Source organism: Bradyrhizobium sp. NAS80.1 (genome assembly GCF_001908205.1).
Lineage (GTDB): Bacteria > Pseudomonadota > Alphaproteobacteria > Rhizobiales > Xanthobacteraceae > Bradyrhizobium.
The window spans coordinates 1-20,531 of the sequence record NZ_LGHL01000217.1; the positions used below are offsets into that span (position 1 = coordinate 1).

The 20,531-nt window shown below is 63.8% G+C and carries 16 protein-coding genes and 1 pseudogene; 13 read left to right on the plus strand and 4 right to left on the minus strand.

Annotated features, from left to right (window positions below; translation table 11 throughout):
* Positions 1–201 (minus strand): hypothetical protein (locus AC629_RS47905; protein ID WP_210419162.1); only part of this gene is annotated, 201 nt, incomplete at its 3' end.
* 313 nt (positions 202–514) lie between these two features.
* On the opposite strand from AC629_RS47905, the gene AC629_RS37460 reads away from it, so the two are divergent.
* Together AC629_RS37460 and AC629_RS37465 are read left to right on the plus strand one after the other, a co-directional pair.
* Entirely contained in the window at positions 515–2,203 is a 1,689-nt protein-coding gene (locus tag AC629_RS37460; RefSeq protein WP_084809770.1) for an arylsulfatase, read from the plus strand.
* The gene (locus AC629_RS37465) at positions 2,148–2,705 is read left to right on the plus strand and encodes a GNAT family N-acetyltransferase (RefSeq protein ID WP_143199749.1); all 558 of its coding nucleotides are present in this window, start codon (positions 2,148–2,150) and stop codon (positions 2,703–2,705) included. The genes AC629_RS37460 and AC629_RS37465 overlap by 56 nt, the downstream gene beginning before the upstream one ends.
* Here the strand turns inward: AC629_RS37465 and AC629_RS47910 are convergent.
* Positions 2,683–3,027, minus strand: a complete 345-nt coding sequence (locus AC629_RS47910; protein ID WP_084809760.1) for a hypothetical protein — start codon at positions 3,025–3,027, stop codon at positions 2,683–2,685. The genes AC629_RS37465 and AC629_RS47910 overlap by 23 nt on opposite strands.
* A 165-nt stretch (positions 3,028–3,192) precedes the next feature.
* Between AC629_RS47910 and chrA the strand changes: the two genes are divergently transcribed.
* Positions 3,193–4,440 carry a chromate efflux transporter gene (chrA, locus tag AC629_RS37475; RefSeq protein ID WP_084809761.1) on the plus strand — a complete coding sequence of 416 codons (1,248 nt, stop codon included), beginning with the start codon at positions 3,193–3,195 and terminating at the stop codon, positions 4,438–4,440.
* 230 nt (positions 4,441–4,670) lie between these two features.
* Here the strand turns inward: chrA and AC629_RS37480 are convergent, their stop codons facing one another.
* A complete protein-coding gene (locus AC629_RS37480; RefSeq protein ID WP_084809762.1) occupies positions 4,671–6,410 on the minus strand; it encodes a methyl-accepting chemotaxis protein in 1,740 nt (579 codons plus the stop codon).
* Between the two features lie 245 nt (positions 6,411–6,655).
* Here AC629_RS37480 and AC629_RS37485 point away from each other — a divergent pair, with 245 nt between their 5' ends.
* From AC629_RS37485 to AC629_RS37500, 4 genes are all read left to right on the plus strand, one after another.
* Positions 6,656–8,038, plus strand: a complete 1,383-nt coding sequence (locus AC629_RS37485) for an ethanolamine ammonia-lyase subunit EutB (RefSeq protein ID WP_084809763.1) — start codon at positions 6,656–6,658, stop codon at positions 8,036–8,038.
* A 152-nt stretch (positions 8,039–8,190) separates the two neighbouring features.
* The gene (locus AC629_RS37490) at positions 8,191–9,777 is read left to right on the plus strand and encodes a B12-binding domain-containing radical SAM protein (protein WP_084809771.1); all 1,587 of its coding nucleotides are present in this window, start codon (positions 8,191–8,193) and stop codon (positions 9,775–9,777) included.
* A 6-nt stretch (positions 9,778–9,783) separates the two neighbouring features.
* A complete protein-coding gene (gene eutC, locus AC629_RS37495) occupies positions 9,784–10,569 on the plus strand; it encodes an ethanolamine ammonia-lyase subunit EutC (RefSeq protein WP_084809764.1) in 786 nt (261 codons plus the stop codon).
* Positions 10,570–10,774: 205 nt separating this feature from the next.
* Positions 10,775–13,141, plus strand: coding sequence for an efflux RND transporter permease subunit (locus AC629_RS37500; RefSeq protein WP_084809765.1), 2,367 nt, complete (start codon positions 10,775–10,777; stop codon positions 13,139–13,141).
* Positions 13,142–13,265: 124 nt separating this feature from the next.
* Here the strand turns inward: AC629_RS37500 and AC629_RS37505 are convergent, their stop codons facing one another.
* Positions 13,266–13,763 carry a hypothetical protein gene (locus tag AC629_RS37505; protein WP_084809766.1) on the minus strand — a complete coding sequence of 166 codons (498 nt, stop codon included), beginning with the start codon at positions 13,761–13,763 and terminating at the stop codon, positions 13,266–13,268.
* A gap of 460 nt (positions 13,764–14,223) precedes the next feature.
* Between AC629_RS37505 and AC629_RS37515 the strand changes: the two genes are divergently transcribed.
* The 6 genes and pseudogenes from AC629_RS37515 (at position 14,224) to AC629_RS37540 (ending at position 20,369) form a co-directional block, all read left to right on the plus strand.
* On the plus strand, positions 14,224–14,457 hold the full coding sequence (locus tag AC629_RS37515) for a hypothetical protein (protein ID WP_008553259.1): 234 nt from the start codon (positions 14,224–14,226) through the stop codon (positions 14,455–14,457).
* 192 nt (positions 14,458–14,649) lie between these two features.
* Positions 14,650–15,534 (plus strand): squalene synthase HpnC, encoded by an 885-nt coding sequence (gene hpnC / locus AC629_RS37520; protein WP_084809767.1) that lies wholly within the window; start codon positions 14,650–14,652, stop codon positions 15,532–15,534.
* Positions 15,524–16,363 (plus strand): presqualene diphosphate synthase HpnD, encoded by an 840-nt coding sequence (gene hpnD, locus AC629_RS37525; RefSeq protein WP_084809768.1) that lies wholly within the window; start codon positions 15,524–15,526, stop codon positions 16,361–16,363. Before hpnC ends, hpnD begins: the two co-directional genes overlap by 11 nt.
* Positions 16,363–17,619 (plus strand): hydroxysqualene dehydroxylase HpnE, encoded by a 1,257-nt coding sequence (gene hpnE, locus AC629_RS37530; protein ID WP_084809769.1) that lies wholly within the window; start codon positions 16,363–16,365, stop codon positions 17,617–17,619. The genes hpnD and hpnE overlap by 1 nt, the downstream gene beginning before the upstream one ends.
* Before the next feature lie 50 nt (positions 17,620–17,669).
* A pseudogene (gene shc / locus AC629_RS37535) lies at positions 17,670–19,623 on the plus strand (squalene--hopene cyclase).
* The gene (locus tag AC629_RS37540) at positions 19,620–20,369 is read left to right on the plus strand and encodes a phosphorylase (protein WP_168195685.1); all 750 of its coding nucleotides are present in this window, start codon (positions 19,620–19,622) and stop codon (positions 20,367–20,369) included. Before shc ends, AC629_RS37540 begins: the two are co-directional and overlap by 4 nt.
* The last annotated feature ends 162 nt before the right edge of the window (positions 20,370–20,531 follow it).

Consider the following 20,531-nt stretch of genomic DNA (forward strand, 5'->3'; position numbering starts at 1 on the left):
AAATAAAAACACCTCGCCGAACGTCTCTTCCAGGCCTTGAGCTGAACAACGCAACAGCCGCTGCCATGTCGGCTGGTTGCGGGAAACCGGACTCCACAGGATCGTTGGGCTGACTGCCGCTTTTGACCCGACTGAGACATCGGGGCTGCCGGGCGCTACGATCCTGATGAGCGGCTCCTTGGGCCGGAAGCCTTGGCGCATTTGATCGGCGCTGAAGTGCCGCGTGATGATCCATGCCCTCGCCAGGGAAAAGGCGCCGACGATAGCCGACGCCTCAAAGTGAGCATTTCAGCACACGCAACTTCAGCGTCGATACAGTAATTGAACAAGAAATTGATCGGCGTAGTCGCTCTCCTCTGCCTTTAGAAGGATGCAATCTGCCGAAAGCGCATAGTCGGGTGGATCATCTTGCCGCAAGCTTCTTGCCCGCCTCGGATGCGTTCGCTGCGTGCGACGACCCGGGTGGTCTCGCGTGCGATGCAAAACCAACCACATCAAGCTCGGAGAAGCGATCATGATCATCGGAAGGAGCTTACTAGCTGGCGTGCTCGCCCTGTTTGTCACCGGGTTGGTGGCGGCGGCACCGGCAGCCGCGCAGCAGCAGCAAAGGCCCAACATCCTCGTGATCATGGGCGACGATGTTGGCTGGTTCAACGTCGGAGCTTACCACCGCGGAATGATGTCGGGTAAGACGCCGAACCTCGACAAGCTGGCGTCTGAAGGCATGATGTTCACCGACTACTACGCCGAAGCGAGCTGCACGGCCGGACGCGCCAACTTCATCACGGGCGAGTTGCCGATCCGTACGGGACTGACGACCGTTGGTCAGGCTGGTGCCGACGTTGGCATACCGGATCAAGCCGTCACACTCGCCACCGCGCTCAAGTCGCTCGGTTACGCAACCGGACAGTTCGGCAAGAACCACCTTGGCGATCTCAACAAATACCTGCCGACGGTGCACGGCTTCGACGAATTTTTCGGGTACCTATATCACCTCGACGCGATGTCCGACCCGTACTGGTACTCGTTCCCGGCCAACCAGGACTACTACAACAAGTACGGACCGCGCAGCCTCATCCATAGCTACGCGACAGACAAGGACGACCCGACCGAGATGCCGCGCTGGGGCAAGATCGGCAAGCAAAGGATCGACGACGAGGGCCCGCTGCCGCCGTTCGCCGATATGTCGAACGTGCCGAATATGCACGATATGCCGTTCCTGAAGCCGAAGTACGACATGACCACCTTCGACGAGGTCTTGGTCAAGGCGTCCAGCGACTTCATGGATAAAGCCAAACGGGCAGGCAAACCCTTCTTCGTCTGGCACAACACGACGCGCATGCACGTCTGGACCTTCCTGTCGAAGAAGTACAGCGCGATGCAGAACAGCGAGACGAACTTTGGTCTCGAGGAAGCCGGCATGGCGCAGCTGGACGACAGCGTCGGCGCCCTGCTCAAGCATATCGACGACATCGGCGAAACCAGCAACACCATCGTCATCTTCACAACCGATAACGGCGCCGAGGTGTTCACGTGGCCGGATGGTGGCATGACCCCGTTCAAGGCCACCAAAGGGACGAGCTATGAAGGCGGCTTCCGCGTTCCAGCCATCATTCGCTGGCCGGGCCGCATCAAGCCGGGCTCGGTCGAGAACGGAATTTTCTCGGGGCTTGATTGGTTTCCGACACTGACCGCTGCGGCGGGAAACCCGAACATTACCGACCAGCTTCTCAAGGGAGTGGCGCTGGAAGGGCGCACCTACAAGAACCATCTCGACGGATACAATCAGATGGATCTTCTGACGGGCAAGGGCCCCTCAGTTCGCCATGAGATCTTCTATTTTGCCGGTCCGCATCTCGGTGCCCTTCGTCACGATAATTTCAAGTTCCAATTCTTCCAGCAGCCATATGGCTGGCCTGGCGAAAAGGACACCACCGACATGCCGACCGTTATCAATATCCGCCAAGACCCGTTTGAGCGAACGCCGATAACTCGCGGCGAAAGCCTGAACAACGCCGGCGGAGGCTACATGAATGATTTCATGGGCCGCGAATTCTGGCGGTTCGTGGTTGTTCAACAGGAGGTTGCCAATTTGGCGCAAACGGCGATCGACTTTCCCCCAATGCAAGCACCGGCGAGCTTCAATCTTGAAGCCGTCAAAAGGGAAATTGAGCAAGCCATCAAAGCCCACCAAGGCCAGTAGCCGGCCCGATCAGGCGGGCGCTCTCCCATTGAGAGAGTGCCCGCACGGCACCTTAGATTTCTGCTCGAGCCCGGATTGCTCAGCCAAGCACCATGTCGGCTGTTGGAAAGCTGTATGGGGCTACGACAAGGACTTCATGAAGGCTTGTCACAGTGAACTCACCCTTGAACCATATGAACTGCGATCAAGTTCGATTGCGGTGGCGGAAGAGAACGGCAGGATTTTTGGCGTTGCCCAAATCAAGGTGATTGGAAGCGAAGCAGACTTATTGAAGCTGTTCGTCGAGCCGACGATGCTTCACTGCGGTGTAGGGATGAAGCTATTTCACTGGGCTACCAGCGAAGCAACAACAATGGGTGCTGATCGCATGGTGATCGAAGCCGACCCAGACGCCGCACCTTTCTATCGACGAATGGGCGCCAAAGACTGCGGCCTCGCCCCTTCCGGATCGATACCCGGTAGAACGCTTCCCAAGCTGGTTAAGGAGTTACGATCGATATGAGGTGCATGACGCCTCTTGGCCGTAGGAAGTCGCGGATGATCTCGGCCGACTGCGTGATCATTGCAGGATCGAAATCTTCGTTCGACGAGAACTTCCGGATCCCGGCCTCGTAGAGCAGCAACACGCGATCGAGCACGCCGTGCTCGCGCATCAAATCCTCCGGCGGCGTGACCTCCTCGTCCTTCTTCCCGGTCTCCTTCGACTTCGCGCCGGCCTTCTCCTTGGCGAAAGCCGGTCTGGTGAGAAGGGCCGGGGCGGCGACGGCCGCCAGCGAGCCTCCGATGAGAAGCAAACGGCGCTTGCTTGGCATCACGACTTCCATGATGGACGCTCCCGTGAATGCGTGGGGTCGCAACTGTTGCCGTGCTGGGCCCATCAACGCCAGGCGCCCTGGCGAAAACGCGCTTCGCCGGTGAGGCAATGAAGAGTTCGGGCTAGCCGGCCAGACCGTCATCATTTATCGAAAACGGATAAGCACACACCCGGGATGGATCAAACGTCCGTGAGCAAGCTGTCTTCACCGACCGTCACCTCCATCGCCCCTCAGTCCCCGGCCGGTTCGCCGTGGGAGGTCCTCAAGGTTTTTCTGAGACTTGGTCTCACCTGCTTCGGCGGTCCGATCGCCCACATCGGCTACTTCCGCGATGAATTCGTCGTGCGGCGGAAGTGGATCGACGAGCACGCTTATGCCGATCTGGTCGGGCTGTGCCAATTCCTGCCGGGCCCCGCGAGCAGCCAGGTCGGTTTCTCGATCGGCCTGATGCGGGCAGGTTACCTCGGCGCGCTTGCCGCCTGGGCCGGGTTCACGCTGCCGTCGGCCGCGATCCTCGTTCTCTTTGCCTACGGCGCCGGCGCGCTCAGCGGGCCGGTCGGTGCCGGCCTGCTGCACGGGCTGAAGCTGACGGCGGTCGCCATCGTGGCGCAGGCGGTCTGGGGCATGGCGCGCAAACTCTGTCCCGATCGCGAGCGCGCGTCGATCGCGGTCGTGGCAGCGCTGATCATCCTCTTCAGCACGGCGTCGATCGCCCAGATCGGAGCGATCGTCCTCGGCGGGCTCGCCGGTCTCTGGCTGTGCCGCAGTGATGCGCCGGCGCCGTCGGGACACGTCGAGATGCCCGTGTCGCAAACGGTCGGCCTGATCACGCTCGGAATGTTCTTCGTCCTGCTGGCTGGACTTCCCGTGCTGCGCAGCCTGACCGGGTCTACGAGCATCGCGCTGTTCGATGCATTCTACCGCTCCGGTGCGCTCGTCTTTGGCGGCGGCCATGTCGTGCTCCCGCTGCTTCGCGAAGCGTTCGTCGCGCCGGGCTGGCTCAGCGACGACGCGTTCCTTGCCGGCTATGGCGCCGCGCAGGCCGTGCCCGGGCCGCTCTTCACCTTCGCCGCCTATCTCGGCACGGTGGTCTCACCGGAGCCGCACGGGCTCGTCGGGGCTGCGCTCGGCCTTGTCGGCATCTTCCTGCCGGGCATGCTGGTGCTGCTTGGTACTCTGCCGTTCTGGGATGCCTTCCGGAAGCGCGCTGGCGCGCAGGCTATGATGCGCGGCGTCAACGCCGCGGTCGTCGGCGTGCTCGGCGCTGCGATGTACGATCCGGTCTGGACCACGACCGTGCATTCGCCACGGGACTTTGGCATCGCGCTGGTCGGCTTCGTCCTGTTGGTCGTCTGGCGCGCTCCGCCGCTTGTCGTCGTCGCCTTCAGCGCCGCCGCCGGCGTCGTGTCGGCGCTGATGTGATCGCCGGATGCCCGGTCAGGCCGCGAGATCGGTTCAGCAAACCATGTTCGCGCCATGATGACATCATGCCGGTGTTTTGCCCGACGAGTCAAATGGCCTTCGTAAAATCCGCAGTCGTCGCGACGGCGGTCAAGCCGTTGATAAAGCTGTCACCGTCTACTGTGCATGGGGTTGTTCTCGAGATTTTGTTGGAGCGAGCCCACCGGCTTCTTGAGCGGCGGGATGCGCCGCTATCCCGCCTTGGCGGCGCGGCTATCCGCCGGTCCTGACCGCAAATTCTGGAAGAACTGTTCTACCTCGCGCGACAGCGTGTCCGCCGTCGCGGTCAGGCTGCTCGCGGCCGTCAGCACGGAAGCTGCCGCCGTGTCGGTCTCGCCGATGGCGTCGCGCAGCGAGGTGATGTTGGCGACGAGCGTCTCGTTGCCCTGCGCGGCCGATTGCGCGTTGGACGAAATCTCCCGCGTGGCGGCGTCCTGCTGGCCGACGGCGCCGGCGATCGCCGAGGTGACCTCGTTGATCTCGCGTACCGCGCCGCCGATCTCACGCACGGCGTCGACCGCGTTGCGGGTGGACGCCTGGATCATGGCGACGTTCTCGCTGATGTCCGCGGTCGCCTTGGCGGTCTGTCCCGCCAGCGCCTTGACCTCATGGGCGACGACGGCAAAGCCGCGGCCGGCGTCACCGGCACGAGCCGCTTCGATGGTGGCGTTGAGCGCGAGCAGGTTGGTCTGCCCGGCGATTGCCTGGATCAGGCTGAGCACGCCGTCGATGCGCTGCGTGGCCGCTGCGAGGCTCTCGATCTCCGCGATCGATTTCTCGGTGCGCTGGCCGGTCTGCTCGACTGCACCCGCGGACTGCCGCACCTGGCGGCCGATCTCTTCCACCGACATCGACAGCTCCTCGGCCGCACCCGCAACCGCGGTGACGTTGTGCGAGGCCTGCTGGGTTGCGTTTGCCGCCGTTCCGGCTCGGTTGCTCGCGTCCGCGGTGGCGCGCGTGATGGTCTGCGCGGTCTCGCGCATGATGGTGGCGTTGTTGCTGAGGCCACGCATGATCGCGCCGATCGCATCGCGAAACGCCTCGACGGATTGTTCGATGTGGCGGGCGCGCTCCTCGCGCGCGGCGGAGTCCCGCGAGACCTGCAAGGCAAGATTGCGGTTGCGGCCCATCGCCTCCTGGAAGATCTGGATCGCGCGTGCCAATGCACCGATCTCGTCGGCGCGCTCCGTATGCGGCACCGTGACGTCCTGCGCGCCGTCGGCGACCTGCTTGATGGTCGCGGTGATGGCCGAGAGGGGCCGGGCGATCGAGCGGGCGATGATGACGATGCCGATCGCGACCAGCGCCAGCGCCACACCGCCAAGGCAGGTCAGCACGAAGGACAGCGTGCGATTGGTCTCGGTCTGGTGCGAGATCTGCCGGGCGCGTTCCGCATAGACCTTGGAGAGCGCCTCGAGGTCCTTGTTCAGCGCGGAGCGCACGGTGCGGTTGGCGTCGTTGTCGCCCCATTCACGGCCTGCGGCCGGGCTGATCTCGTTGGCGCGGCGCACCAGCTCCTTGCGGAAGTCGACGAACTGCTCGATGCGCTTCCTGAAAGTCGCGAACTGCTCGGCGTCGTCGGCCTTGACGATGGTCTCCCAGCGCTTCACGACCTCCAGGATCTGCGCATTGAACTTGAGCAGGCCCTCGCCGTATTTCTTCACGACGGCGGGGTCGGTCGACATGTAGACGCCGCGCGATTCCATCACGACCGCATAGACCAGCGAGTTTACCCGTTCGACGTTCAGCGCGGCGGCGTTCGCCGTCTCGATCGCGATCGTCAGGTCGGCGCTGCGGCGGCTGTTGTAGTCGGACAGCATCGCGATCGCCGCCGTGAGCAGGGCGAACAGCCCGAAGATCGCATACAGCTTGGTGGCAAGCGTGAAACGGCCTGCCAGCCCAGTGGCATTCCCAGATCGGTCGGTTGTCATGGTGTTCGGGCCCCGGAATGGCCTGAAGCGGCCGGAGAGCGCGGTCGTGTAAAACTGATGAAAAACTATGCAGAATGAAAATGGACGCAGTGTTAACGCCGGGGGAGGCGGACCCTTCGCCGTTGGTCGAAACAAAGGTAAGATATTTCAGCGTCTTGATCCGAGCGTAAGTATGCCCTGACGGCAGGGCCGCCTTTACGTTCGCTCAGGAGTCGGCCGTTGGCCGACCAACCCCGGAGGGGCCTTTGGTCTACCACCACACCATCGACGCCACGACCTACACATTCCCGGACCTGCGCGACCTCCTCGCCAAGGCGACGCCGCTGCGCTCGGGCGACCGGCTCGCCGGCATTGCGGCCGCCAGCGCCGAGCAGATGATCGCGGCGCGGATGGCGCTCGCCGATGTGCCGCTCGGCCAATTCCTGCAGGAAGCCGTCATCCCCTATGAGGTCGACGAGGTCACTCGCCTCGTCATCGACGGCCACGATGCCAACGCGTTCGCGCCGGTGGCCTCGCTCACGGTCGGCGGCTTCCGCGACTGGCTGCTGTCGGATGCCGCCACGCCCGAAATCCTGCGCAATCTGGCAGGCGGCATCACCCCGGAAATGGCGGCCGCGGTTTCAAAGCTGATGCGCAACCAGGACCTGATCCTGGCAGCACGGAAGTGCCAGGTCACCACCGCTTTCCGCAACACGATCGGGCTGAAAGGCCGGATGAGCACGCGGCTCCAGCCGAACCATCCCTTCGACGATGCCAGGGGCATCACCGCCTCGATCCTCGACGGCATCCTGCTCGGCGCCGGCGATGCCTGCATGGGCATCAACCCGGCGAGCGACGATCCGGCCGTCATCGCGCAGTTGCTGCGGTTGCTCGACGAGATCATCGCGCGGCTGAAGATCCCGACGCAAGGCTGCGTGCTGACCCATGTCACGACGACGCTATCGCTGATCGGGCAGGGCGTGCCGGTCGATCTCGTCTTCCAGTCGGTCGCCGGCACCGAGGCCGCCAACCGCAGTTTTGGCATCGACCTCGCGCTCTTGAAGGAGGCGCAAGAGGCCGGGCTGTCGCTGAGACGCGGCACGGTCGGACAGAACGTGATGTACTTCGAGACCGGGCAGGGCTCGGCGCTGTCGGCCAACGCCCATCACGGGGTCGACCAGCAGACCTGCGAGGCGCGCGCCTATGCGGTCGCGCGCGCCTTTGCCCCGCTCCTGGTCAACAGTGTGGTCGGCTTCATCGGCCCGGAATATCTCTACGACGGCAAGGAAATCATCCGGGCCGGGCTGGAGGATCATTTCTGCGGCAAGCTGCTTGGCCTGCCGCTCGGGGTCGACATCTGCTATACCAACCATGCCGAGGCGGATCAGGACGACATGGACAATCTCCTGACGCTGCTCGCTGCCGCCGGCGTCACCTTCATCATGGGCGTCCCCGGCGGCGACGACCTCATGCTGAACTACCAGTCGACGTCCTTTCAGGACGCGCTCTATGTCCGCGACGTCTTTGGCCTGGGGCGCGCGCCGGAATTCGACGACTGGCTGGCGCGGTCAGGCATCGTGGGAGCCGATTTCCGCCTTGCCGGCGATGCAGGCCTGCTCCCCGATTTTGCGTCGCGGCTGATCGCGTGACGGGCGGAAGCACCCCAGGCCTTTAGGAAACCATTGGTGCCTCTCGGAATTATGCTCATGCCACAATATTGAGAAATTCCGGCGACAGCATTACGGTAGGTGTCCGGCTGGCAATTTCCGCACCTATGTCGAGCGTGGCTGGGGGAGCTTTGATGCGAGCTGAAAGCAACGGTACGTCGCGGCGGATTCTCTGCGTATTTCCGCGGTACACGTCGTCGTTCGGTACGTTCGAGCACTCCTATCCGCTGACCGACGGCGTCAGCGCCTTCATGCCGCCGCAGGGACTGCTGCTGATCTCCGCCTACCTTCCGCAGGACTGGCAGGTCAAATTCGTCGACGAGAATCTGCGCCGCACGACGAAGGAGGAGTTCGAATGGGCGGAGGCGGTCTTCGTCAGCGGCATGCACATCCAGCGCCAGCAGATGAACGACATCTGCCGCCGTGCGCATGAGTTCAATCTGCCGGTCGCGCTCGGCGGTCCGTCCGTCAGTGCCTGTCCGGACTATTATCCGACCTTCGACTATCTCCATGTCGGCGAGCTCGGCGACGCCACCAACCAGCTGATCGAGATCTTGTCGCGCAACACCTCGCGTCCTGACCAGCAGGTGGTGCTGACCACCAAGGATCGCGTGGCGATGACGGAGTTTCCGATCCCCGCCTACGAACTCGCCGATATGAAGAAATACTTCCTCGGCAGCATCCAGTATTCCAGCGGCTGTCCCTATCAGTGCGAGTTCTGCGACATCCCCGGCCTCTACGGCCGCAACCCACGCATCAAGACGCCGGAGCAGATCATCGCCGAGCTCGACCGCCTGCGCGAATGCGGCATGACCGACACGGTCTATTTCGTTGACGACAATTTCATCGGCAACCGCAAGGCGGCGATGGACCTGCTGCCGCATCTGATCGAGTGGCAGAAGCGGACCGGCTATGTCGTGCGGCTTGCGTGCGAGGCGACGCTCAACATCGCAAAACGTCCCGAGATCCTCGAGAAGATGCGCGAGGCCTATTTCGCCACCATCTTCTGCGGCATCGAGACTCCCGATCCCGACGCGCTGCACGCGATGCACAAGGACCACAACATGATGGTCCCGATCCTGGAGGGCGTGCGCACCATCAACTCCTACGGCATGGAGGTCGTGTCCGGCATCATCATGGGGCTCGACACTGATAAGCCGACCACGTCGGAGGCGCTGCTCGCCTTCGTCGAGGAGTCCCAGATCCCGCTGCTCACCATCAACCTGCTTCAGGCGCTGCCGAAGACGCCGCTGTGGGACCGGCTGGAGCGGGAAGGACGCCTCATCGATGACGAGGGCCGCGATTCCAACGTCGACTTCCTGCTGCCCTATGACGACGTGGTCGCTTCCTGGAAGCACTGCATGGAGGTCGCCTACGAGCCCGCAAAAGTCTATGCGCGCTTCCAGTATCAGTGCGACCACACCTACTCAAATCGCCTCAAGGTACCGGTGCCGGACGAAATGAAGTCCTGGGCCAACATCAGGCGTGCGCTGATCATGCTGAGGAACATCTTCTGGAAGGTCGGGGTGCTCGGCAATTACAGGCGTGTATTCTGGAAATTTGCGCTGGGGCGTATCCGGCGCGGCGATCTGGAAGGCCTGATCGGCTCCACGTTGGTCGCGCACCACCTCATCACCTTTGCGCGCGCGGCTTCTAGCGGGAAGCAGAACGCCTCGAACTATTCGATCCGTTTGCGCGAGGCCTCCGTCCCCGCCGAATGACGCGACATGTCTGATCCGGCCCTCCCGCGCCGCCCAACCCTCGATCTGCGGTCGTTCACGCCGGCGCGCGTTGCGCTGGGACGTAGCGGTGCAAGCGTGCCAACAAAGCCGCTGCTCGATTTCACGCTGGATCATGCGCGTGCCCGCGATGCCGTGCATGCCGCCTTCGATGCGCCGCGGCTGGTCGCCGATCTCCGCGAGCTCGGCCTGGTCGTGGCTGAGGCGAGGAGCCGGGCTGCCGATCGCAGGGACTATCTGCGCCGTCCGGACCTCGGACGTCAGCTTGATGCTGGTTCTGCCGAGACACTGGCGCGATACGCCAATGAACCATGCCAGATCGCGATTGTGATTGGCGACGGCCTGTCGGCGGCGGCGGTCCACGCCCACGCGGTGGCGCTGGTGGCGCGCCTGCTGCCGATGCTCGCAGTCGACGAAGGTGTCGCGGTCGGCCATGTGGTCGTCGCTTCAGGCGCTCGCGTCGCGCTCGGCGATGAAATCGGCGCCGTTCTCGGCGCGCGCATGGTCGTGATGCTGATCGGCGAGCGGCCGGGCCTCTCGGCGCCCGACAGTCTCGGCGCCTATCTGACCTTCGCGCCAAAGCCGGGCCGCACCGATGCCGACCGAAACTGCGTGTCGAACATCCACCACGCTGGGTTGAGCTATGAGGAAGCCGCTTTCAAGATCGCCTGGCTCGCCCGGGAAGGCCTGGCGCGGGAAGCGACCGGCGTGGCGCTGAAGGACGAGAGCAGCGACAGGTCGCCGTGTCGAATTGGCACGGCTTTGCCCGAATGACGGGCATTTCGGCAAAATCGCCGCATCTAGACCGATTTGGCCACACTTCGCCTGCTTGCGAGTCGGGCTATTGACCTGCTAAACCCCTCGCGGCGATTTTCCGCGCATTTTCAAAGGGCAAGCCTCCCATTGGTATGGCGTTTTCAAGCCGTTCGCGGGGCGCAACAAGCTCACAGACCGAGTCGATTTAGGAACTGGACAAGGCATGCTCGAAAAGCACAGCGAGAGTGAGGTTCATGTCGACAAGGTCGAGCAGGGACCTGCGTCCTCGATCGCCTTCGGACTGGAGCGCATCGGCCTGATCGCCATGCGGGCGCCGATCGTCTCCTGCATCGTGCTGCTCGCGCTGATTGTCGGCGCCGTGTTCGGCATTCACCGGATCAAGATCGACGATTCGCTGTCGCAGCTGTTCCGCTCCAACACTCGCGAATTCCACCAGTATGAAGAGGTGACCAAGAAGTTCCCGGCTGAGGAGTTCGACGTTCTCGTCGTGGTCGAGGGCAAGAACCTCCTGGCGCGGAACAACCTCGAGAAGCTGCGTGACTTCATCACCGACGTGCAACTGGTCGAAGGCACGCGCGGACTGGTCTCGCTGTTCTCGGCGCGCCAGGCGCCGGCGCCGGGCAAGCTGCCGGCCGCGCTGTTCCCGGCCGAGCTGCCCGAAGGCCAAGCCTATGACAAGTTCATCGAGACCGTCAAAAACAACGAGATCATCCGCGGCAAGCTGCTGTCGGAGGACGGCACGCTGGCGCTGATCGTGCTTTCGCTCGATCCGGAGGTGGTTGCCTCCAACAAGCTGACCAAGACCGTCGGCGACATTCGAGCGCTCATGAAGGAGGACCTCGGCGACACCGGGCTCAACGTGCAGCTCTCCGGTGTGCCGGTGATGCAGCTCGAGATCCGCAACGCCGTCGAGCGCGACGGGCTTACCTACAACATCCTCGGCATTCTCGCCGGCTGCGTCATCGCCATCATCTTCTTCCGCAAGATCTCGTTCATGATCGCGGCGGCATTCCCGCCGATGATCGCGATCCTGCTGGCGCTCGGCGCGCTCGGCTGGGCCAACTTCAATCTCAACATGTTCCTGAACGTGATGACGCCGCTCATCATGGTCATCAGCTTCTCGGACTCGATGCAGCTCACCTTCGCCGCGCGTGACCGGCTGATCGCGGGCCAGGACAAATTCACTGCGTTCAGGAATGCAGTGCTGGTGGTGGGACCCGCCTGCGTGCTGACGCACGGCACCGCCGGCATTTCCTTCATCGCGCTGCAGTTCTCCGACTCCGATCTGATCCGCAAGTTCGGCGAGGCGGGCCTCGCCGCCACCATCATCGCGCTGGTCGCGGTGCTGTCGCTGGTCCCGGTGTTCGGCGTGCTGTTCGTACGCAACGAGAAGGTCTTTGCGGTCAAATTCCAGGGCGCCGATGCCGGCGTCCAGGCGCTGCGCAATTTCTGCTACTGGATCGCGGTGCGCATGGTGGGCCGGCCCGGCCTGTTCAGCCTGATCGCGGTGCTGTTCGTTGGCGGCCTCGGCGTCATCTACGCCAATCTGGAGCCGCGCTACCGGCTCGCCGACCAGGTCCCGGACAAGCGCCAGGCGGTCGCAGCGAGCGACCGTCTCGACGCCAAGCTCACCGGCGCCAATCCGGTTAACGTGCTGATCCAGCTCCCCAAGGGGGAAACGCTCTATTCACCGGAGACGCTGCAGACGATCGCGGAGGTGCATGCGACCGTGGAGAAGGCGGCTGGTGTTGGTAACGTCTGGTCGCTCGAGACCCTGCGCCGCTGGCTTGCGGAAAAGGCCGGCAGCGCCGATGTCGCGACGCTGAAGGAGTATGTGAGCGTCATTCCCGAGCATCTGGTGCGACGCTTCATCGATGCCGAGCAGGATGCCGTCGTGGTCGCCGGCCGCGTGCCGGACAAGGATTCCAGCCAGCTTCTGCCGATCGTCGACAAGCTCGATTCCGAGCTCGACGCCGTCCGCAAGAAGCATCCAGGCTACGAGGTTGCGGTGACGGGTCTCGCTGCGATTGCGGCGCGCAACTCGGCCAGCATGATCGAGAAGCTGAATCGCGGCCTCACTGTCGAATTCGCGCTGGTCGCGATCTTCATTGGCCTCGCTTTCCGCTCCTGGGTCGTGATGTTCGCCTGCATCCTGCCGGGCATCTTCCCGGTGGTGATGTCCGGAACGGTGCTGTGGGCGATGGGCGAGGGCCTGCAATTCGCCAGCGTCGTCGCGCTCACCGTCTCGTTCGGCCTGGGGCTGAGCGCGACCATCCACTTCCTCAATCGTCTCAGGCTGGAGAGCAAGCCGGGCGTCGGCTCGGCGCTCGCGGTTGAACGCGCGACCGTGCTGGTCGGCCCGGCGCTGATCCTGACCACGGTGGTGCTGGCCTGCGGCCTTGTCGTCACCGTGTTCTCCGACTTGCCGTCGCTGCGGCTGTTCGGCTGGCTCAGCGCCTTCTCGATGGTCATGGCGCTGGTCGCCGACCTCTTCATCCTGCGGCCGACGGCGATGTGGCTGATCAACCTGCACGCCAAGCTTCACGGAGCCGACAAGCCGGCGATCTGAGCGGGACGGCTTGCGCGTCTTGCATTCGGACCTCACACAGGTGTTTACAATAAGACCAACCAGCAAAAAGGCCCCCGGCTCGTGAGAGCCGAGGGCCTTTATTCTTTCCGAGCGGGAAGGGCGGTCAGCCCTTCGTCATCGTGATGTTGACGCCGCGGATCTCGCCCTTGGAGCTGATCTGCACGGTCTGCTTGGTACCGTTGGTGCGCAGTGACAGATTGGCGGCGAAACCGTTGGCCTCGACGAACACGTCGATCTGGCCGCCGCCGGCTGTGCCCTGGAGATTGCCGAAGATGTTGCGGCTGGCTTCGCTCCAGTTGCCCGAGATGCGGTCGCCCTGGCTCGTCACGTCGCTGGTGAGGTCGAATTTGTAGCTGTCGCTGGCGCAGTGCAGAGCCTGCTTGAGGTTGAGACCGCTGCCGGCGACCTTGTAGTCCGCCTTGCAGCGGATGCGTTCGGTGGTGCCATCGGACAGCGACACCGTGCCGGTTCCGCTCCACGCGCCGTCGAAACCGGCAAACGGTCCGGACGACTCAGCATCGCTTGCTGAAACCGAGAAGAGCAGTGCAGCCCCGACGCCAGCCGCCTTGATCGCCAGTCCAGATCGCCCAAAGAATTTCATCTCAAATATCCCGTTTTGGAATGACGTCCGCTCACGATTAAGGGCGTCTCGCCACATCGAAGGTTTAGTGTTCCGAGCCTGTGTGAGGTTCAACGCCCGCGCGCCGGAGATGGTGGTTCAAACCCCCTCGCGCCATGCCCAGACGTCGCGATTCTCTGTGTTTCGGCATGTTTCTGGCCGAAAGAGCAGGGCGGAGAGATGCAGGTGTGCAACAGGTACCGAGCAAAACGCGACGTGCCAGAATTATGACGTAGTATCAATCCCTTACATCTGCCTATGATAATCGGGAGAAGACCTGATTTGGTGGGTGTGGCGCCAATTTGGCCGCATTTGCCAGTGCTTGTGGCTTCTCCGAGGCCGCACTATCCGCGGCAACTTGCCATCAGAACAAACCGTTCCGGTCGTCCGCCCTGTGCTGCCCGGGATAGGTGCGATTCTGCCGTCAGAATGAAGGAATACAATGCGTAAGCTTCTCGTCGCTCTCACCCTGCTGTCGGCATCCCTTTCAACGGCGGCGTTCGCCCAGCAAGGGCGCGGCACGGACGCGGAGCAGAAGGCCTGCACGCGCGACGTGCAGAAGTTCTGCCGTCCGGTCATCGACCAGGGCGATTTCACGATCCTGGCCTGCCTCAAGGAGAACCGGGCCAAGATCTCGCAGGCCTGCGACCAGGTCCTGAAGAACCACAACCAGTAAGCTCGTCCAATGGCCCACAAAAGGCGGCCCGTGGGTCGCCTTTTCGGGCCCGATCCGGAAGGGCAGCCATCGAGAGACAGGATTGGTTTTGCGGCCGTATTCCCCTATATGGGGGCCGCGGCGGCATCGCCGGCACGAGCCCGCGCGAGCGAAAAAGCCCTTCCTGTCCAAACGATTGTTAATCAGCCCTCGATGACCTCTGCGAGCGAATTGCGATCCGGCAAGGGTGACCGCGACGAGAATTTTCCCGTCGCGTCCTGGATCATTCATCCCCGTCATCGCGCGCTGATCCTGGCGTATTACAATTTCGTCCGCACCGCCGACGACATCGCCGATCACGCCACGCTGCCGCCCGACGAAAAGCTCGCTTATCTCGACCTGCTCGAGGCGGAACTGCTCGGCAAGGGCGACACCCAGGCCGAAGCCGTCGTCTTGCGGCGCGCTCTGGCCGAGCGCGGCATGGCGCCGCGCCATGCGCTCGACGTGCTCGTCGCGTTCCGCATGGACGTGACCAAGCTGCGCTACGAGACCTGGGACGACGTGATCCACTACTGCCGCTATTCAGCGATGCCGGTCGGCCGCTTCATGCTCGATGTCCACGGCGAGAGCACGTCGACATGGGCGGCGTCGGATGCGCTTTGCGCGGCCCTCCAGATCAACAACCATCTCCAGGATTGCGGCAAGGATTTCCGCGAGCTCAACCGCGTCTATCTGCCGCGCGATGCGCTGGCCGCAAGCGGCGCCTCGGTCGAGCAGCTCGGGCTTGCTCGGTCGCCGCCGGCGATGCTGGCCTGCCTTCAGGCGCTCGCCGTGCGCAACGAAGCGCTGCTCAACGAGAGCAAGTCGCTCAGCGCGGAGGTGAGGGATTTCCGCCTCGGCGTCGACATCTCGGTGATCCAGGCCTATGCCGACCGCATCGTGCGCCTTTTGAAGGTGCGCGATCCCCTGCGCGAGCGCGTGCATCTCAACAAGCTCGAGCTTCTCACCTTCAGCCTCGCCGGAATGATCGGCGAAGTCGGCCGTCGCGCAATCGGGCGCAAGGCCATCTCCAGACCGGGGACTGCACATGACGCTTGAGGCGACTTCGCCCGGCGCCAATTATGGCTCGACCGCATCGAACAGCTCCTTCTATGCTGCGATGCGCATCCTGCCGCGCGACCAGCGCGAGGCGATGTTCCAGATCTACAGCTTCTGCCGGCAGGTCGACGACATCGCCGATTCCGACGGCCCGCGCGACGAGCGGCTCGCCGCGCTGCAGGAGTGGCGCAATGACATCGACGCGCTTTATCAGGGCAACCCGCCGCCGCGGCTGAAGGACTATGTCGCCTCGGTGAAGACCTTCGGGCTCAAGCGCGAAGATTTTCTTGCCATCGTCGACGGCATGGAGATGGACGTGCCGCAGGACATCCGCGCGCCCGACATGGCGACGCTCGATCTCTATTGCGATCGCGTCGCCAGCGCCGTGGGACGGCTGTCGGTGCGGGTGTTCGGCATGCCGGAGGAGGACGGTATCCTGCTTGCGCACCATCTCGGCCGTGCGCTCCAGCTCACCAACATCTTGCGCGATATCGACGAGGACGCGACGCTTGGCCGGCTTTACCTGCCGCGCGAGGCACTGCTGCATGCCGGCATCACGTCAAATGATCCGAACCGCGTGATCGCGGAGCGCGCACTGCCAAAGGTCTGCCAGCCGCTGGCGCAGCGCGCGAAGGCGCATTTCGAGAAGTCGGACGAGATCATGAACCGCAACCGGCGCCGCGCGGTGCGTGCGCCGCGGATCATGTCGAAATACTATCACGCCATTCTGGACCTCCTGATCGCGCGCGGTTTCGACGCGCCGCGCGAGCCCGTGCGTGTGTCGAAGATCACACGCGTCCTGATCTTGCTCCGTTACGCTTTCATCTGATGCAAAAGACAGCTCACATCATCGGTGCCGGAATTTCCGGCCTCTCCGCCGCCGTGCGGCTCGCCAATGCCGGCTTCAAGGTCGCCGTGCACGAGGCGACGCAACAGGTCGGCGGCCGCTGCCGTTCCTATTTCGACGGCGCCACCAATCTCACCATCGACAACGGCAATCATCTGCTGCTGTCGGGCAACAGCCATGCGCGAGCCTATGCGCGTTCGATCGGCACCGAGGCGGGCCTGGTCGGTCCTGAAAGCGCGCAGTTTCCGTTCGTCGATCTCGCGACCGGGCAGCGGTGGCAGATCGATCTCGGCGACGGCCGGCTGCCGACCTGGGTGCTCGACGAGAGCCGCCGCGTTCCCGACACCGGGCTCACCGATTATCTCAAGCTGGCGCCGCTGATCTGGGCGTCGGAGGAGACGCTGGTCGGCAAGTCCATTCCCTGCGAAGGCATCCTCTATCAGCGCCTGGTGCAGCCGCTGCTGCTTGCTGCGCTCAATGTCGATCCGCCCGAGGGTTCGGCCGGGCTTGCCGGCGCGATCGTGCGCGAGACATTGCTTGCCGGCGGGCAGGCCTGCCGGCCGCTGATCGCGCGCGACGGCCTCAGCGCCGTGCTGATCGAACCTGCCGTGAAATTCCTGCAGGAGCGGGGCCACTCCGTTCAGCTCGGCCATGAGCTGCGTTCGTTCGCGACCAACGACGGCAAGGTTGGCGCGCTGAATTTCGGCGGCGAGGACGTGATCCAGATCGCCGACGGTGACGTCATTGTGATGGCGGTGCCGCCGCGTGCGGCATCTAGCCTGCTGCCGGGCCTGAAGACGCCGACTGAATTCCGCGCCATCGTGAACGCGCATTTCCGCTTTGAACCGCCGCCGGGCTCGGCGCCGATCCTCGGCGTCATCGGCGGCATTGTGGAATGGCTGTTCGCTTTTCCGAACCGGCTCTCCGTCACCATCAGCAATAGCGACCGCCTGGTCGACATGCCGCGCGAGGAACTCGCGCAGGCGATCTGGAATGACGTCTGCAAGGCGGGCGGCGTTTCCGGCGAGTTGCCGCCCTGGCAGATCGTGCGCGAGCGCCGGGCCACTTTTGCCGCCACGCCGGCCCAGAATGCCCTGCGCCCAGGGCCGGTCACTGCGCTGAAAAACCTGTTTCTTGCCGGCGATTGGACTGCTACGGGATTGCCTGCAACCATCGAGGGATCGGTCCGGTCGGGTGATCGCGCCGCCGATCTGGTTCTCGCCGCAAAGCGGCCCTGACGGGCATTGTCCCCATCACTTTCAATCGACTATCGGAGCAATCGAGCGACATGGATGCCGTGAACGTGACCAGCCGCGAAGCCCTGGAATCGAGCATTGCGTCGGCCACGCAAGGCGTCCTCGGCCTCCAGCAATCCGACGGCCATTGGGTCTTCGAGCTCGAGGCCGACTGTACGATTCCGGCCGAATACATCCTGCTGCGCCATTATCTCGCAGAGCCGGTCGACACGGTGCTCGAGGCCAAGATCGGCAACTATCTGCGCCGCGTCCAGGGCACCCATGGTGGCTGGCCGCTGGTGCATGACGGTGAGTTCGACATGAGCGCCAGCGTGAAGGCTTACTTCGCGCTGAAGATGATCGGCGATTCCGTGGACGCGCCGCACATGGTGCGCGCGCGCGAGGCGATCCATTCCCGCGGCGGCGCGATCAACAGCAACGTCTTCACGCGCTTCCTGCTTGCGACGTTCGGCGTGGTGACCTGGGGCGCGGTGCCGGTGCTGCCGATCGAGATCGTGCTGCTGCCGTTCTGGTCGCCATTCCACCTCAACAAGATTTCCTACTGGGCGCGCACCACCATGGTGCCCCTGATGGTTATCGCCGCGCTGAAACCGCGCGCAAGGAATCCGAAGGGCGTCGGTATCGACGAGCTGTTTCTCCAGGATCCGCGCTCGATCGGCATGACCGCGAAGGCGCCGCACCAGAGCATGGCCTGGTTCCTGCTGTTCCGCTCGCTCGATGCGATCCTGCGCGTCATCGAACCGATGTTTCCGAAGAGGCTGCGCAAGCGCGCGATCGATGCCGCGCTCGCCTTCATCGAGGAGCGGCTCAACGGCGAGGACGGTATGGGGGCGATCTATCCGCCCATGGCCAACATCGTCATGATGTACGATGCGCTCGGCAAGGACGAGAACTATCCGCCACGCGCGACCACGCGCCGGGGCATCGACAAGCTGCTGGTGATCCGCGAGGAGGAGGCTTACTGCCAGCCCTGCGTCTCGCCGGTGTGGGATACGACGCTGACCGCTCACGCGCTGCTGGAAGCCGGCGGCGACAAGGCCGTGCCTGCCGCCAAGCAGGGCCTCGACTGGCTGATCCCCAAGCAGGAGCTCAGTGTGAAGGGCGACTGGGCGGCGAAGCGCCCCGACGTGCGTCCGGGCGGCTGGGCCTTCCAGTACAACAATGCCCATTATCCCGATCTCGACGACACCGCGGTGGTGGTGATGTCGATGGACCGCATGCGCCGGGAGCACGGCGTCGCCGGCTACGACACCGCGATCGACCGCGGCCGGGAGTGGATCGAGGGCATGCAGAGCGACGATGGCGGCTGGGCTGCCTTCGATGTGAACAATCTCGAATACTACCTGAACAACATCCCGTTCTCCGACCATGGCGCGCTGCTCGATCCGCCGACTGAGGACGTCACCGCGCGCTGCATTTCGATGCTGGCCCAACTCGGCGAGACCGACAAGACCAGCAAGCACGTGGCTGACGGTGTCGCGTACCTGCGGAAGACCCAGCACCCGGAGGGCTCCTGGTACGGCCGCTGGGGCATGAACTTCATCTATGGAACCTGGTCGGTGCTCTGCGCCCTGAATATGGCCGGCGTCGACCACAAGGACCCGATGATTCGCAAGGCGGCCGACTGGCTGACCTCGATCCAGAACAAGGACGGTGGCTGGGGCGAGGACGCCGTCAGCTACCGCCTAGATTACAAGGGCTGGGAGGCTGCGCCCTCGACCGCCTCGCAAACGGCATGGGCCTTGCTTGCCCTTATGGCGGCCGGCGAGGTTGATCACCCGGCCGTTGCCCGCGGGGTGGAGTACCTGATTGCAACACAGAACAAAAAAAGGACTGTGGGACGAGCAGCGGTACACCGCCACAGGCTTCCCCCGCGTATTCTATCTACGGTATCATGGTTACCCGAAGTTCTTTCCGTTGTGGGCGCTGGCGCGGTATCGGAACTTGCGGAACACCAACAGCAGGGTGGTAGGGGTCGGAATGTGACTTTGGGGACGGGGGAATATATTACCGTGGGTAATGCCATCGACCCGCGGCCGATATTGATCGTGACCGGACTGGTTCAGGAGGCCCGCATCGCGGCAGGGCCCGGAATGGCGGTCATTTGTTCGTCGAGCAGCCCGACCCAGTTGCGGGCGCTTCTGACTGTGGTGGACCCCGAAACGATTCGCGGCGTGATCTCGTTCGGCGTGGCCGGCGGGCTCGATCCGACGCTGCGCTCCGGCGACGTGGTGCTGGCAACCGAGGTGCTCTCGGGTGATACCCGCTGGGCCGCCGGGCTGTCGCTGAGCGACGACCTCATCGACCGCCTGACGTCCGGGCGCCGCCGCGTCGTGCGCGGCAGCCTCGCTGGCGCCGAGGAAGTGGTCACCGGCCGGTCCTGCAAGGCGGCGCTGCATTCGGAGACCGGAGCTGCGGCCGTCGATATGGAGAGCCACATCGCGGCGGCCTACGCCGCCGAGGCCGGGCTGCCCTTTGCCGCGGTCCGCGTCATCAGCGACCCCGCCCACCGCGCTCTGCCGGCGCTTGCCCGCGCCGCCATCAAGCCGAACGGCCAAATCGACCTTGCGGCCGTCCTGCGCGGCATCGTGCGCAATCCGGCGACGCTGCATGCGCTGGTCTCGACCGGCATCGACTTTAACCGCGCGCTGCGCTCGCTGCGCGGCTGCCGCGACTTCCTGATCGGTACCGAGCTCCTCGACAGCGAGGCCCTGGTGTCCGAGACCGCCTGAGCGGTTTCTTCGATCCGACTAAAGAAAAGGCCCGGACGCCATTGGCGTCCGGGCCTTTTGTTGTGTGCCGAGTATGAGCGACAGCTTGGAGGTGGAAGTCCTCTATCCAGCCTGATGGCGGTGAAGGATTAGCGAAGCGCAAGGGCGTCATCGCGAGGTGGG

Bases quoted from the DNA above. Each gene is read 5' to 3' on its own strand.
- AC629_RS37460 (WP_084809770.1), top strand. From the start codon at position 515: ATGATCATCGGAAGGAGCTTACTAGCTGGCGTGCTCGCCCTGTTTGTC.
- AC629_RS47910 (WP_084809760.1), bottom strand. From the start codon at position 3,027: ATGGAAGTCGTGATGCCAAGCAAGCGCCGTTTGCTTCTCATCGGAGGC.
- chrA (WP_084809761.1), top strand. From the start codon at position 3,193: ATGGATCAAACGTCCGTGAGCAAGCTGTCTTCACCGACCGTCACCTCC.
- AC629_RS37480 (WP_084809762.1), bottom strand. From the start codon at position 6,410: ATGACAACCGACCGATCTGGGAATGCCACTGGGCTGGCAGGCCGTTTC.
- AC629_RS37490 (WP_084809771.1), top strand. From the start codon at position 8,191: ATGCGAGCTGAAAGCAACGGTACGTCGCGGCGGATTCTCTGCGTATTT.
- eutC (WP_084809764.1), top strand. From the start codon at position 9,784: ATGTCTGATCCGGCCCTCCCGCGCCGCCCAACCCTCGATCTGCGGTCG.
- AC629_RS37500 (WP_084809765.1), top strand. From the start codon at position 10,775: ATGCTCGAAAAGCACAGCGAGAGTGAGGTTCATGTCGACAAGGTCGAG.
- AC629_RS37505 (WP_084809766.1), bottom strand. From the start codon at position 13,763: ATGAAATTCTTTGGGCGATCTGGACTGGCGATCAAGGCGGCTGGCGTC.
- AC629_RS37515 (WP_008553259.1), top strand. From the start codon at position 14,224: ATGCGTAAGCTTCTCGTCGCTCTCACCCTGCTGTCGGCATCCCTTTCA.
- hpnC (WP_084809767.1), top strand. From the start codon at position 14,650: ATGACCTCTGCGAGCGAATTGCGATCCGGCAAGGGTGACCGCGACGAG.
- hpnD (WP_084809768.1), top strand. From the start codon at position 15,524: ATGACGCTTGAGGCGACTTCGCCCGGCGCCAATTATGGCTCGACCGCA.
- hpnE (WP_084809769.1), top strand. From the start codon at position 16,363: ATGCAAAAGACAGCTCACATCATCGGTGCCGGAATTTCCGGCCTCTCC.